We start from the raw sequence: 13,457 nt of genomic DNA, 5'->3' as shown, positions 1-13,457 counted from the left end.
CATCCACACTGCGCCTTCGGGCGCAGTGTGCGTTTACAGTGCCCCCGCCTTCGCCAGACGATCCAGCTCGGCAAGCAGGGCGGCTGGCTCGACCCGACGGGTGTAATCGGCGTTGATGAAGTGGTAGAGCACGGTGCGGTCCTGACCGATGATGTAGCTGGCCGGCACCGGCAGAGTGAAGCTCTCGTCGCCGTTGCTCGCCGGGATGTCGATGCCAAAGCCGGCATAGATGGGCCTGAGCGCCTCCGGCAGTTCGAACACCAGTCCCAGTGCTGCCGAAACCCGGTTGCCCTCGTCGCTCAGCACGGTGATCGCCAGCCCGTTGGCGGTGAGGGTATCCTGCGCCGAACTGGGGGTTTCCGGCGTCATGCCGATGAGGTTCACGCCGCGCTCGCGCAGCGCCGGCAACACGGCGTTGAGCGCCTGCATCTCCATGTTGCAGTAGGGGCACCAGCCACCGCGATAGACGTTGAGCAGCACCGGCCCCTCCGCCAGATAGTGGGAGAGCGGGCGCACTACTCCGTGCTGATCCGGCAGGGCGAAATCGGGCATCAGCTCTCCGCGCCCCAGCGCCCCCTGCTCCAACCCGCTTTTCTGCAGGCTGCGGGTCGCCTCCTCCATCAAGGCCAGTACCGGGGCCGGTACCTGACGCTGCTTCTGCTCATCGTACGCTTTGATTTTTTGCTCGAGTGTGTGCATCATGACCATCCTTTTTGTAGTGGTCGCTACAATATCAAGCGGACCACGCCCCATGGTCAAGTTGTTTTTTAGCGATCACTCCAAAATAGAGTTTCACAAGGCAGGAATCGAGATGGCAAGACCCGCATCATTTGACAGAGAACAGGTACTGGAAATCGCCCTCAACGCCTTCTGGGATACCGGCTTCAGCAACACCGGCATTGCCGCGCTGGTCGAACGGATGGGACTCAAGCCCAGCAGCCTGTACGGCGCCTTCGGCTCAAAGGAGGGGTTGTTCATGGAGGTGCTGCAGCGCTATTCGGCGCAGAGCCTGGCGCAGATCGAGCAGATCCTGGGCTCGGCAGCCTCCCCCCTGGCGGGCGTGCAGGCCCTGCTTGATGCAGTGGCCCGGGATGCCATCGCCAGCGAGGCGCACCGTGGCTGCCTGCTGGTCAACACCTTGCTGGAGATCGGCCGCCACCACCCGCTCATTCAGGAGACCGCCAGCAGCCACCTCGCCGAGGTCGAGCTGCGGGTCAGCGCAGCCCTGCGCCAGGCGCAGGTGGCAGGGGAGCTGGCCGCCGGGCGCGACGTCGACGCCACCGCCGCCTTGCTGATGACCATGGTGTGGGGATTGCGCGTACTGGGCCGCACCCATCCGCCCGCCGCCAAGGTGAACGCGGTGCTGGCCCAGATGCAGGCCATCCTGTCTGCGGACGCATGACGATCGCTCACCAGGCTGCGGGGTTCACTCGTTTTCCAGCAGCCAGCGCTTGAGCAGGGCGGCCAGCTGCTCCTGCTCGGCCAGGGTCAATGGTGCCAGCAGGCGCCGCTCGTTGGCCACGTGCCGCTCCACCGCCCGGTCAACCAGTTCCCGGCCCGCGTCGGTCAGGCAGACCAGCAGGCTGCGCCGATCGCTCGGGGCGGCCTGGCGTTCGATCAAGCCTCGCTCTGCCAGTTTGTCGAGGCGGGCGGTCATGGCCCCCGAGCTCAACATGGCGGATTGATAGAGCACGGTCGGGGTGAGCGGTTCGCCGGCCCGACGCAGGGTCGCCAGAATGTCGAAGTCGCTGCCGAGCAGGCCGCACTCCTTGAGCTCCTCGCTCACCTCCCGTCCGGCGATCGCCGCCATTCGCGCCACCCGTCCCAGCACGCCCATGGGAGAGCAGTCGAGATCCGGTCGCTGCCGGGCCCACTGGGCCAGCAGCAGGTCTACATGATCTGATTCCATCTTCGGCCACTTATCTTTTTATCGAGATACTTGATGGTAAACCAATTTGAGGCTAATTTATCTTTACTTAAAGATACTTCATAAAGAGACAAGTTCATGCCCATGCTGATCGCCCTGCTGGCCCCCCTGCTCTGGGGCAGCACCTATGCCGTCGTCAGCCTCTCTCTGACCGACTACTCCCCCTACTGGGTGGCGGTGTGGCGGGCGTTGCCGGCCGGCCTGCTCCTGTTGCTGGTACGCCCGCGTCTGCCGCCCCTGCCCTGGGGCAAGCAGTGCCTGCTGGCGTTTTGCAACATCGCCGCGTTTTTTGCTCTGCTGTTCGTGGCCGCCTTCCGGCTGCCCGGGGCCGTGGCGGGCACCTTGGGTGCCACCCTGCCGCTGGTCCTGATGTTGCTGGCCTGGTTGCAAGATGGCGTCAGACCGTCCCTGAAATGGCTGCTGCTGGGCCTGATGGGGCTGGGCGGAGTCTTGCTGCTGCTCAATCCTTCCGCCAATCTGGATCCTGTCGGCGTGACCTGCGCTCTGCTGGCTACCCTGCTCATCGGCCAGTCCAGCCGCTGGATGCAGCGCTGGCCAGTCAGCGATCTCCTGGCGCTGACCGCCTGGCAGCTGCTGCTGGGCGGCCTGATGCTGATCCCGCTCGCCTGGTGGCTGGCCGGTCCCATGCCGCTGCCGCAGCCGGCAAGCGCTCCCGGCCTGCTCTGGCTGATCCTGCTCAACACGGCGCTGGCCTACTGGGCCTGGCTGTGGGGGCTCAAGCGCCACGGCCCGGAGGTGATGGGCATGCTGGCCCTCACCAACCCCATGGTGGCGGTCTCCTGCGGCGTGCTGATGGTGGGAGAAACGCTGGACGCTCGCCAATGGCTCGGCATCGGGGTGATCCTGCTCTCTCTGTTCCTGATGAAGCTGCCCGCCCGCCCCTTCTTCAAACGCTGGCAGGCCCGCCGGGCGAGCACAGGCCAGTGCGGCAGGCAGTGAGCACGAACCATCCAGCTCAAGCGCAATAAAAAAGAGGAGCCATCAAGGCTCCTCTTTCACATTCCGCGAGTGTTTGAGCCGAACTCAGACCCCGGCCTTGGCCAGGGCTGCGGAGACGATCTGCTGGGCTTCCTGCTGGATGAGGTCCAGGTGCGCCTCGCCCTTGAAACTCTCCATGTAGATCTTGTAGATGGATTCGGTACCGGAGGGGCGCGCCGCGAACCAGCCGTTTTCGGTCACCACCTTGAGGCCGCCGATGGCGGCATCGTTACCCGGAGCCTTGGTCAGCTTGGCGACGATGGGCTCGCCGGCCAGGGTAGAGGCTTCCACCAGCGCCGGATCCAGCTTGGAGAGCACCGCCTTCTGGGCGCTGTTGGCCGGTGCATCGATGCGGCGGTAGCTGGAGCGACCGAACTTGGCTTCCAGTGCGTCGTAGTGGGCCTGCGGATCCTTGCCGGTCACCGCCAGAATTTCCGCTGCCAGCAGCGCCAGGATGAAGCCATCCTTGTCGGTGGTCCAGACGGTGCCGTCTTTGCGCAGGAAGGAGGCGCCCGCGCTCTCCTCGCCGCCAAAGCCGAACTCGCCGCTGTAGAGGCCATCCACAAACCACTTGAAGCCGACCGGCACCTCTTTGAGGGTGCGGCCAATCTCGCCGGCCACCCGGTCGATCATGGAGGAAGAGACCAGCGTCTTGCCGACCGCAGACTCTTTGGACCAGCCGGTACGATGGGTAAACAGATACTGGATCGCCACCGTCAGATAGTGGTTCGGGTTCATCAGGCCCGACTTGGTGACTATGCCGTGACGGTCGTAGTCAGGGTCGTTGCCAAGGGCGATGTCGAACTTGTCCTTGAGGGCAATCAGGCTGGCCATGGCGAACGGGCTGGAGCAGTCCATCCGGATCTTGCCGTCTTTATCCAGGGTCATGAAGGAGAAGGTCGGGTCGACCTTGTAGTTCACCACCTCGATGTTCAGACCATAGGTCTTGGCGATGACGTCCCAGTAGGCGACGCCGGAGCCGCCCAGCGGATCGACACCGATCTTGATGCCCGCGTTCTTGATGGCGTCCATGTCCAGCACGTTCTTCAGGTCATCCACATAAGGGGTGACATAGTCGTGCGCCACCACGAACGGGCTCTTGAGGGCATCGCTAAACGGCATCCGTTTCACGCCGGCCAGACCCGCTTCCAGAATGGCGTTGGCACGGTCTTCCACCCACTTGGTGATCTCCCCTTCCGCGGGGCCACCGTGGGGCGGGTTGTACTTGAAGCCACCATCTTCCGGCGGGTTGTGAGACGGGGTGATCACCACGCCGTCCGCACGGGCAGCCGGTTTGCCTGCATTGTGGCGCAGGATGGCGTGAGAGATGACCGGGGTCGGGGTAAAGCCGAGGCCGGCCTGAATGCGGGTCTCGACGCCGTTGGCCGCCAGCACCTCGACCGCGCTGGCAAAGGCGGATTCAGACAGGGCGTGGGTATCCATGCCGACAAACAGCGGGCCCGTGATGCCGGCCTGCTGGCGATACTCCACCAGTGCCTGGGTCACCGCCAGGATGTGGGATTCGGTGAAGGCGTTGTGCAGGGCGCTGCCGCGGTGACCGGAGGTGCCGAAGGCAACTCGCTGCTCGGGGCGGCTCATGTCGGGCTTGTTGAGGTAGTAGGCGCTGACCAGACGGGGGATGTTGGTCAGGTCGCTCAAACGGGCCGGCTGACCGGCGTGGGAATGCTGTGCCATGGCGTTGTCCTTGCTTGATGGCGGCCTTGCCCGGCAAGGCCTGAGTCTGATGAAGCGTTAAATTGCGCCGCACACCCGGGCGATCACCTCGTCGCCATACCCCATGCTGGTCATCAGCTGGGCCACCATGTTCTGCTTGCGACTGGTGTTGGTATTGGTGATCACCCAGAACGGGGTCTCCGGCACCGGCTTTGGCTTGGTGGTGCTGCCGCTGGCGCGCAGGGCATCGGGATCCCGCGAGAAATAGACGCGCTTGCGCCCCTTGATTTCGGTGGCCTGGGTAAACCCGACCGGGTCATCCCGGTAGAGGGTACTGAGCACCTGCATGAAGCGGTTGATGGACTTCTCTTCTTTTTGCAGCTCGCCGGAGTCGAGCAGCGCCTCCAGCCCCATGGCATCGGCCACGGCGTGCGGCTGGGCCGTCGTCACCGGCTCGGATACCGGGGCTGCCTGGTTGGCGGGCTGTTCCAGCAGGCGGCGCAGGATATCGGAGGCACTCTCGCCGATGTGCCGGGTCTGGCTGGCGATATAGAAGTAGAGATCGTCATCAAGCTCGATGGTTTTCATAGGGATGCGCTGGACTCGTCGAAATTCGGATGCGGCGATTATACATAGGCAAACCCGGCAGCCCAAGCAAGGGGCGGACAGATGTGCATGAATCTCATCGAGAATACGGCATAATAGCGGGCCAAGTGTGTGATCCGTCGCACTGATAGCCGATCTGGCAGACTTTTTTTAGAAAAAAAACCACACTTTTTTGCTCCACAATGAGTGAAATCCTTTTCTTTCCAGTGTGTTAAATCACAACGAATAACGCACTCACGACCGACAAGGTGTCATTTTGCAACAAAACCCATTATTGAACTTCAAGGAGCAGGGCCAGGGCCAGCCCGTCGTGCTGATCCACGGGCTGTTTGGCAGTCTGGACAACCTCGGCCTGCTGGCGCGCCCGCTGAGCGAACAATACCGGGTCATCAGCATCGATCTGCGCAACCACGGCGCCTCCTTTCACTCCGACGAGATGAGCTACCCGGCCCAGGCCGCCGATCTGCTCTCCCTGCTGGATCGGCTCGGGCTTGAGCAGGTGGCCATCGTGGGTCACTCCATGGGGGGCAAGGTGGGCATGCAGCTGGCGAAGCTCGCGCCAACGCGCGTTGCCAAGCTGGTGGTGGCCGATATCGCGCCGGTCGCCTACCCCCACGCCCGCCACCAGAATGTGTTCGCCGGCCTCAACGCCACCCTCCAACTCGCTCCGCAAAGCCGCAGCGAGGCGGAAGCCATCCTGGCGCAGCACATCGAGATCGCCGGCGTACGCCAGTTCCTGCTCAAGTCGTTTGCCAAAGCCGGGCACGGCTGGGGCTGGCGCTTCAACGTCCCGGCCCTTGAGCGCAACTACGCCAACATCATGGGCTGGCCCGATGCTCGGAGCCGTTTCGATGGCCCCGCGCTCTTCATCAAGGGGGGGGATTCCGACTACATGCAGCCTGAACATACCGAGACGGTGATGGCGCAATTCCCCGCCGCCAAGGCCCGGGTCATCGCCGGTACCGGTCACTGGCTGCACGCGGAAAAGCCGGTTTTGTTCAACAAACTGGTTGTGGATTTCCTGTCGACAGGCGGTTAACAGTTTCAAATCCTTTGTGATATAGTGCGCCCGTCATAAGGAGTGTGCGCAATCCATGCTAAGTGAACATATCGACCTGATTGAGAGTCTGGGCCTGAAGTTATTCTTTGTGGCCATTTTCGTATTGATTGGCCTGGCCATTCAGGACGTGCTCAAACGCGGCAACGTGCCCCGTTTCGGCCGACTCATCGTCTGGTTGGTACTCTTCCTGGGTTGTGCAGGTTTTGTCGCCAAGGGGCTGATCGAACTGGGCTGGGAAGGCTCAGGCATCGGCTAACTTATTTTCATCTGTGATGTATGGCCAAACAGCAAACTGATCGAACAACACTGGATCTGTTCGCAAATGAGAAGCGCCCCGGCAGGCCAAAGACCAACCCACTCCCCCGCGAGACCCAGCTCAAGATCAACAAGCGCAACCAGCTCAAGCGCGATCGGGAGAACGGTTTGAAGCGGGTAGAGTTAAAGGTGGAGGCCGAGTTGCTGGAACGCCTGAACCAACTTGCGTTACAACAGAACGTCAGCCGAGCCGAGCTGATCCAATCTATCCTGAAGCAACAGATTGAGTCTGCACATGCTGCAGGCATCACAATCTGACCGTTAAGCATTAACACCAGATACGGGTAACTAAACACTATGGCTAGTGTAGGTCTGTTTTTCGGCAGCGATACCGGTAATACCGAAGCTGTCGCCAAGATGATCCAGAAAGAACTGGGCAAACAACTGATTGAAGTCCGTGACATTGCCAAGAGCAGCAAGGCCGACATCGACAGCTTCGATCTGCTGATGTTCGGTATCCCGACTTGGTACTATGGCGAAGCCCAGGCCGACTGGGACGACTTCTTCCCCGAGCTGGAAGAGATCGACTTCACCAACAAGCTGGTCGCCATTTTCGGTTGCGGCGATCAGGAAGACTATGCCGAATACTTCCTCGACGCCATGGGCACCCTGCGTGACATCGTCGAAGCCAAAGGCGCCATCGTCATCGGCAACTGGCCAACCGCCGGCTACGAATTCGAAGCCTCCAAGGCACTGGTGGACGACAAGCACTTCGTGGGTCTGGGCATCGACGAAGATCGCCAGCCAGAGCTGACCGCCGAGCGCGTCAAGGGCTGGTGCAAGCAGCTGCACGAAGAGATGTGCCTGGCCGAACTGGAGTGATCCAGGCTCGCCAGCCTCTCTGACAACAAGGGCCCCGCGGGGCCCTTGTTGTTTTCTGGCTCATGCTTTTTCGCCACTTCGGTGCTCCGGTTTGGCCCGCACATAGAGGGTGCGCCTGACCTGGGCCACCAGCTCGCCGCTCTGATCCTGCACCGTCACCTCGAACTCGGGGAAGTGCTTGTCTCCCCCATCGGTCGCCGCCACGATGGCAGCCAGCTTGCCGTCGGTCAGGTTGAATTCGGCCACCAGCTTGCCCTTGCCCGGCTTGATGTAATTGATGCTGCCCGCCTTGTCCCAGACGTAATAGCGGTTCTTGAAATAGCCCATCAGCATCAGCGGATAGATGGGATCGGTCATCGCAAACATGCTGCCGCCAAACTGGGTACGGTTGGCGTTCTTGTTCCACCAGCGGGACTTGAGGGTGACCCGGCAGAAGCGAAAATCATCGCTCAATGTCTCTATCTTGATGCCGGCGCCCCAGAAGGGGGGCCAGGCGTTGAGGGCGCGGCGCACCCAGGCCGCATTGTCAAAAAGCCAATCCATGGATCTCATCCGACCAGACAGTGAAGAAGGTTACATTTTATCAACATTCACCAAACGAGCAAGCCGTCACGAGAATCCGTCCAATTCCACCGGATGGTGCCATCTGCGCTAAAGCCCTTGAATTACTGGGTTTATTTTTAGGTGAGCTACGACCTATAATGACAGGCCAAGCGAGTTCGTGGTTGCCATTCCAGCGGCAGTCAATCAGAATAACCACACCTTCGAGAATGCGAATAAATAGAATATGGCAGACAACAACCAAGCGTTAAAAAAGGCCGGGCTCAAGATCACCTTGCCCCGTGTCAAAATCCTGGAAATCCTGCAACAGCCGGACTGCCAGCACACCAGTGCGGAAGATCTGTACAAACGACTGATCGACCAGGGTGAAGAGATTGGTCTCGCTACCGTATATCGCGTTCTCAATCAGTTTGATGATGCCGGTATTGTTACCCGTCACCACTTCGAAGGGGGCAAGTCGGTGTTCGAACTGGCCACCCAGGAACACCACGACCACCTGGTCTGCCTCGACTGCGGCAAGGTGATCGAGTTCTCCGACGAGGTGATCGAGCAGCGCCAGCGCGATATCGCCCAGCAGCACAACATCCGGCTGACCAATCACAGTCTCTATCTGTACGGCCACTGCGCCGCCGGCGAGTGCAAGCACGAAGATTGACCCGCCAGGCAGAGACAATAAAAAAGCCAGCGTGATGCTGGCTTTTTTGTGTCCGTTATTTAGAACCCGTTTACGCTCTTGCTCTGAGGTCGTGATCAAGAAAGGGCAGGGTCTCCCCTGCCCTCTTCTGTTATCAGGCCTCGGCCTTGCCCCACACGTCGCGCAGGGCCACGGTGCGGTTGAACACCAGATGATCCGGGCTGGAGAGCTTGTTGTCGGCGCAGAAGTAACCCTCACGCTCGAACTGGTAAGCCTGCTCCGGCTTGGCGTTCTTCAGGGAGGCCTCGACACGGGCACCCTCGATGATCACCAGGGAGTCCGGGTTCAGGGCCGCTTCGAAGTCCTCTTCGGCGCCCGGGTTCGGCACCTTGAACAGGCGGTCGTAGAGGCGCACTTCGGCCGGCAGGGAGTGAGTGGCGCTGACCCAGTGGATCACCCCTTTCACCTTGCGACCATCGGCCGGATCCTTGCCCAGGGTCTCGGGATCGTAGGAGCAGTAGATGCAGGTGACCTTGCCATCGGCATCTTTCTCGACCCGCTCGGCCTTGATGACGTAGGCATTGCGCAGGCGCACTTCCTTGCCCAGCACCAGTCGCTTGAACTGCTTGTTGGCTTCTTCTTTGAAGTCCGCTTCATCGATGAGGATCTCGCGGGTGAAGTTCAGCTCGCGGGTACCCATCTCGGCGTTGTTCGGGTGAGCCGGGGCGGTCAGCACTTCGTCGGCGGCCAGGTTCTCGATCACCACCTTGACCGGGTGCAGCACGGCCATGGCACGCGGGGCGTTCTCGTTGAGATCTTCGCGGATGCAGGCTTCCAGCATGCTCATCTCGACGATGTTGTCCTGCTTGGTCACGCCGATGCGCTTGCAGAACTCGCGGATGGAGGCCGGGGTATAGCCACGACGACGCAGACCGGAGACGGTCAGCATGCGCGGATCGTCCCAACCGTCCACGTGCTTCTCGGTCACCAGCAGGTTCAGCTTGCGCTTGGACATGACGGTGTATTCGAGGTTCAGCCGGGAGAACTCGTACTGACGGGGGTGGCAGTCGATGGTGATGTTGTCCAGCACCCAGTCGTACAGGCGACGGTTGTCCTGGAACTCCAGCGTACAGATGGAGTGGGTGATCCCTTCCAGGGCGTCCGAGATGCAGTGAGTGAAGTCATACATCGGGTAGATGCACCACTTGTCACCGGTCTGGTGGTGGTGGGCAAACTTGATGCGATAGATGACGGGATCGCGCATCACCATGAAGGGGGATGCCATGTCGATCTTGGCGCGCAGGCAGGCGGCGCCTTCGGCAAACTCGCCGTTCTTCATCTTCTCGAACAGGGCCAGGTTCTCGGCCACCGAACGATCGCGGAACGGGCTGTTCTTGCCCGGCGCAGTCAGGGTGCCACGGTATTCGCGCATCTGCTCGGCAGAGAGCTCGTCCACGTAGGCCAGGCCCTTCTCGATAAGCTCGATGGCATAGCCGTGCAGCTTGTCGAAATAGTCGGAGGAGTAGCAGATCTCGCCGTTCCACTGGAAGCCGAGCCACTGCACGTCCTGCTTGATGGACTCAACGTACTCGATATCTTCCTTCACCGGGTTGGTGTCGTCGAAGCGCAGGTTGCACTGGCCCTGGTAGTCGCGGGCGATGCCGAAGTTCAGGCAGATGGACTTGGCGTGACCGATATGGAGATAACCGTTCGGCTCGGGCGGAAAACGGGTATGCACGCTGCTGTGCTTACCGCTGACCAGATCTTCATCAATGATCTGACGAATAAAGTTAGTTGGGCTGTTCGCCTGACTCATGGCTCACCTCAAAAATGCGTCACTGGCGGAAGTTGTGCCGGCTGGCACCCTCATACCCCCGCCGTCAAGCCGGATATGATCCCTCATTACGCGCCCTGTCTCAACCTGAATTTGCCCGTTTCGGGGTACTGGCGCCGCAAAACGCCCTGCACTGGTGGCCGGTTTGACTGACTGACGAAAAAAAGACCCCGCGCGAGGCGGGGTTCAAGGTGATGAAAAACAAAAACAGACAATACACACACAACAAAGGCTCACACGCACAGTCAACCTTTCCCAAGCCCGATGGCCATCGCCCTTGGGAAAGGCGGGTCTTGCGACCCACCTTGCGTTATGGATTGAGGACTATCAGTTCAGCTCGGTGACGCGGCTGGTGCGCTTGCCATCGAAGCTGGTGGTACGCAGGTAGACCTTGCCATCCACGGTCGGCTTGGCGGCAGCGTCGTAGGCGCTCCAGCTCTTGCCATCCAGGCTGTACTGGATGGGCAGACCCGGCAGATCCACGTTCGCTTCCAGCACGCCGTTCACCACTTTGGCGCCCGGTACGGAGAGGCGGTATTCCACCCCGGCCTGGTCCAGTTTCGGCAGCACCCGCTGACCCAGTACATTGGCGAACTGGTTCCACTCCTTGTTCAGGGTGGCCTTGTTGACGAACTTGGTGGTGCCGGAGAACTCGCGGTTCTTCACGTAGTCCAGCTCGAAGCCGCCCTTGTGCCAGGCACGCTCGGCCATGGAGAAGATGCGCGGGTAGACCATGTACTCGTATTGCGCGTCGGTACGCACGGTTTCACTCCACTGCTGACCGGAGATCCCCTTGAACTTGACCGGATCCTGGTCACCCTTGGCCACGAAGGCGTTGCCGTCGCGGTCAACCGAGGTCTCGGCGTTCTGCGGCAGGTTTTCCGGGGCGAAGGCGAACACCTTGCGGGTGTCGTTGAAGCGGGTGGCCCAGTAGTAGCCGCGCTCGGCCGGGTGTACCTCGTTCGGGAAGTCGAAGTAGAGGTAATCCGGGTTGGAGAGCACCACGTCATAGCCCTTGTGCGCCCACTTCATCGCTTCGTTGAAGCCACCCCAGTAGAGGGTTTCCCAGAAGTTGACCCGGGTCTTGTCGGTGGCGAACACGCTGGCATCCTTGGCGTACTTCAGACCATCTTCCCACGCCTGCAGGGTAGAGAAGCCGTGGCCCTTGACCATTTCGCTCACTTCCTTGGCGAAGTAAACCGGCAGCTCGGCCACGTCCTTGATCTTGCCATCATCGATCATCTTCTGGCACATCGGCGACTTGCCGAACGGCTTGTCCTGCTTGCTGGAGTCGACGTTGCCCTTCCAGGCGACCAGCTCTTCTTTCTTGGTGACGGCCGGATCCTGGTAACCACCGCCCTGCATGATGTTCTTCGCCTCATCACCACCGTAGTGCCAGGCTGTCAGCGGCTGGCCGGCGGCCTGATGCATCTGGGCCACTTCGTCCATCACCTTGGCCACGAAGGTAGCGGCGCCCGGCTGGCAGGGGTTGATGAAGGACATCTTGTCGTAGAACTGCACCGAAGTGACGTTGGAGGTATCAGCCGGGTCGGTCAGACGGAACTGGTTGGCTTCGGTCTCTTTACCTTCAGCCATCAGGCGCTTGTAACGCGCTTCCATGGAGACCACGGCAGCACGGGCGTGCGCCGGCATGTTGATCTCGGGGATCACGGTCACGCCGCGGGCCTTGGCATAGCGTACCAGATCGATGTAGTCGGCCTTGCTGTAGAAACCGGAACCCTGGTTGTCGCTGGTCGGGCCGGAGCCCAGCTGCGGCATCAGGCACTTGGTTTCGGACTCGTCGTGGCAACGCTGGCTGCCGACGTCGGTCAGCTCCGGCAGACCCGGGATCTCCAGACGCCAGCCTTCATCGTTGGTCAGCCCCAAGTGCAGCACGTTGAGCTTCATGGCGGACATCTGATCCACCAACTTTTTCAGGGTTTCTGGGCTTCTGAAGTGACGGGCCACGTCGGTCTGCATGCCACGGTATTCAAAGCGCGGCGCATCCTCGACGTGCATCTGGCTGACCAGCTTGTCGTTGACCCCCAGGAGGGAGATCAGGGACTGGGCCCCCCAGAAGGCGCCTTCGATGTCGTGACCCTGCACCACAGTGCCTTTCTGGCCGATGGTCATGTCGTAGCCTTCGGCCTGCTTGAGCTTGCTGCCGAGCTTGATGGTCACTGGATAGCCGGTGTCGGAGAGGGTAACACCCAGCTTGGTCAGTTGAGCCTTCAGGGCTTCGGCGCGATCGCTCGGCAGGTCCAGGGCATTGAGCTTGATGGTGGAGAAGTCGACCTGCGGGCCGGCCTTGACCACCTGCTTCATCGGGGTCGGCAGGATCTGGTTGTCGACCTTGCCAGCCGGCAGCAAGCTGCTGGTCTGGTTGGCGGCGAAACGGGTTTCGCTGTTCATCAGGATGTTGTTGTCATCCTTGGTGCGCTTCCAGCCGTCGGCCGGCATCGGCTTCTCGTAGGTGGTGGCATCGTCGATGTTGCTCATGCTGGCCAGCACTTTCGGCTCGGCCCCTTCGCTGGCGACATACCAGTTCGGCATGATGTCAGATTCGAACAATACCCAATACTCCACCACCAGCGGTACTTCGACCGTGGCATCCTTGGCAAAGCCCTGGAACTTCTCGGTCGGCGTCAAACGATAAAGGTCGCCGGTCAGGTGGGTGATGGTGAACTGGTCGTTGTCCACCCGCTGGATGCGGCGGATGGAGGAGACATAGATGCTCCAGTCTTTGGAGGTGACGTCAGCACCGGTATTGGTCAGGTGCAGCTTAGCAACGCCACAGCTCGCCCACTCGGAGCCCAACGCCTGGCAGTCGAGGCCGGCGCCGGCACCGTCGTTGGTGACGACTTCGTACTTGACGACGAGGTTGCTGGCGAGGGCGTCGACCACGGCTTGCTTGGCGGCATCGGCTGCCTGTACCTGGCTGACGAAAACGGTAGACATGGCAATGGCTAACAGAGAATGTTTCAAGTTCATAACTGCTGCTCTCATTTGAAGTAAAGGTTGGATT

General features: G+C 60.8%; 15 protein-coding genes. 7 read left to right on the top strand and 8 right to left on the bottom strand.

The features are described from left to right. Positions 1 to 33: 33 nt before the first annotated feature. On the bottom strand, positions 34 to 699 hold the full coding sequence (locus OKC29_RS06845; protein ID WP_073349604.1) for a peroxiredoxin-like family protein: 666 nt from the start codon (positions 697 to 699) through the stop codon (positions 34 to 36). Between the two features lie 112 nt (positions 700 to 811). Here OKC29_RS06845 and OKC29_RS06840 point away from each other — a divergent pair, with 112 nt between their 5' ends. Next, positions 812 to 1,402 (top strand): TetR/AcrR family transcriptional regulator, encoded by a 591-nt coding sequence (locus tag OKC29_RS06840; protein WP_162275650.1) that lies wholly within the window; start codon positions 812 to 814, stop codon positions 1,400 to 1,402. Positions 1,403 to 1,426: 24 nt separating this feature from the next. On the opposite strand, the gene OKC29_RS06835 is transcribed toward OKC29_RS06840, so the two are convergent. After that, on the bottom strand, positions 1,427 to 1,909 hold the full coding sequence (locus OKC29_RS06835; protein WP_011705436.1) for a MarR family winged helix-turn-helix transcriptional regulator: 483 nt from the start codon (positions 1,907 to 1,909) through the stop codon (positions 1,427 to 1,429). Positions 1,910 to 2,005: 96 nt separating this feature from the next. Here OKC29_RS06835 and OKC29_RS06830 point away from each other — a divergent pair, with 96 nt between their 5' ends. After that, complete coding sequence (locus OKC29_RS06830) at positions 2,006 to 2,887, top strand: DMT family transporter (protein ID WP_073349602.1); 882 nt, start codon at positions 2,006 to 2,008, stop codon at positions 2,885 to 2,887. 84 nt (positions 2,888 to 2,971) lie between these two features. On the opposite strand, the gene pgm is transcribed toward OKC29_RS06830, so the two are convergent. After that, positions 2,972 to 4,621 (bottom strand): phosphoglucomutase (alpha-D-glucose-1,6-bisphosphate-dependent), encoded by a 1,650-nt coding sequence (pgm, locus tag OKC29_RS06825; RefSeq protein WP_073349601.1) that lies wholly within the window; start codon positions 4,619 to 4,621, stop codon positions 2,972 to 2,974. Positions 4,622 to 4,678: 57 nt separating this feature from the next. Further along, positions 4,679 to 5,188 carry a replication initiation negative regulator SeqA gene (gene seqA, locus OKC29_RS06820; RefSeq protein ID WP_073349600.1) on the bottom strand — a complete coding sequence of 170 codons (510 nt, stop codon included), beginning with the start codon at positions 5,186 to 5,188 and terminating at the stop codon, positions 4,679 to 4,681. 292 nt (positions 5,189 to 5,480) lie between these two features. Between seqA and OKC29_RS06815 the strand changes: the two genes are divergently transcribed. From OKC29_RS06815 to fldA, 4 genes are read left to right on the top strand one after another with little or no spacing between them, the layout of a single operon-like run. Beyond that, positions 5,481 to 6,245 carry an alpha/beta fold hydrolase gene (locus tag OKC29_RS06815; protein ID WP_073349599.1) on the top strand — a complete coding sequence of 255 codons (765 nt, stop codon included), beginning with the start codon at positions 5,481 to 5,483 and terminating at the stop codon, positions 6,243 to 6,245. A gap of 55 nt (positions 6,246 to 6,300) precedes the next feature. Next, a complete protein-coding gene (locus OKC29_RS06810) occupies positions 6,301 to 6,522 on the top strand; it encodes a DUF2788 domain-containing protein (RefSeq protein WP_011705431.1) in 222 nt (73 codons plus the stop codon). Positions 6,523 to 6,542: 20 nt separating this feature from the next. Next, entirely contained in the window at positions 6,543 to 6,839 is a 297-nt protein-coding gene (gene ybfE / locus OKC29_RS06805; RefSeq protein WP_011705430.1) for a LexA regulated protein, read from the top strand. A gap of 39 nt (positions 6,840 to 6,878) precedes the next feature. Further along, complete coding sequence (fldA, locus tag OKC29_RS06800) at positions 6,879 to 7,403, top strand: flavodoxin FldA (protein ID WP_011705429.1); 525 nt, start codon at positions 6,879 to 6,881, stop codon at positions 7,401 to 7,403. 60 nt (positions 7,404 to 7,463) lie between these two features. Here the strand turns inward: fldA and OKC29_RS06795 are convergent, their stop codons facing one another. Beyond that, entirely contained in the window at positions 7,464 to 7,946 is a 483-nt protein-coding gene (locus tag OKC29_RS06795) for a DUF4442 domain-containing protein (protein WP_162275649.1), read from the bottom strand. Positions 7,947 to 8,190: 244 nt separating this feature from the next. Here OKC29_RS06795 and fur point away from each other — a divergent pair, with 244 nt between their 5' ends. Next, positions 8,191 to 8,619, top strand: a complete 429-nt coding sequence (gene fur, locus OKC29_RS06790) for a ferric iron uptake transcriptional regulator (RefSeq protein WP_011705427.1) — start codon at positions 8,191 to 8,193, stop codon at positions 8,617 to 8,619. Between the two features lie 133 nt (positions 8,620 to 8,752). On the opposite strand, the gene glnS is transcribed toward fur, so the two are convergent. From glnS to OKC29_RS06780, 3 genes are all read right to left on the bottom strand, one after another. Continuing rightward, complete coding sequence (glnS, locus tag OKC29_RS06785) at positions 8,753 to 10,414, bottom strand: glutamine--tRNA ligase (RefSeq protein WP_073349597.1); 1,662 nt, start codon at positions 10,412 to 10,414, stop codon at positions 8,753 to 8,755. A gap of 100 nt (positions 10,415 to 10,514) precedes the next feature. Next, positions 10,515 to 10,652 carry an Ada metal-binding domain-containing protein gene (locus tag OKC29_RS23030; RefSeq protein WP_166445549.1) on the bottom strand — a complete coding sequence of 46 codons (138 nt, stop codon included), beginning with the start codon at positions 10,650 to 10,652 and terminating at the stop codon, positions 10,515 to 10,517. A gap of 107 nt (positions 10,653 to 10,759) precedes the next feature. Next, complete coding sequence (locus tag OKC29_RS06780; protein WP_011705425.1) at positions 10,760 to 13,423, bottom strand: beta-N-acetylhexosaminidase; 2,664 nt, start codon at positions 13,421 to 13,423, stop codon at positions 10,760 to 10,762. Between the last annotated feature and the right edge of the window lie 34 nt (positions 13,424 to 13,457).

The organism is Aeromonas sp. QDB34, assembly GCF_027705405.1.
GTDB classification, from domain to species: Bacteria; Pseudomonadota; Gammaproteobacteria; order Enterobacterales; family Aeromonadaceae; genus Aeromonas; species Aeromonas hydrophila.
This window is presented reverse-complemented; position numbering and strand designations above follow the sequence as displayed.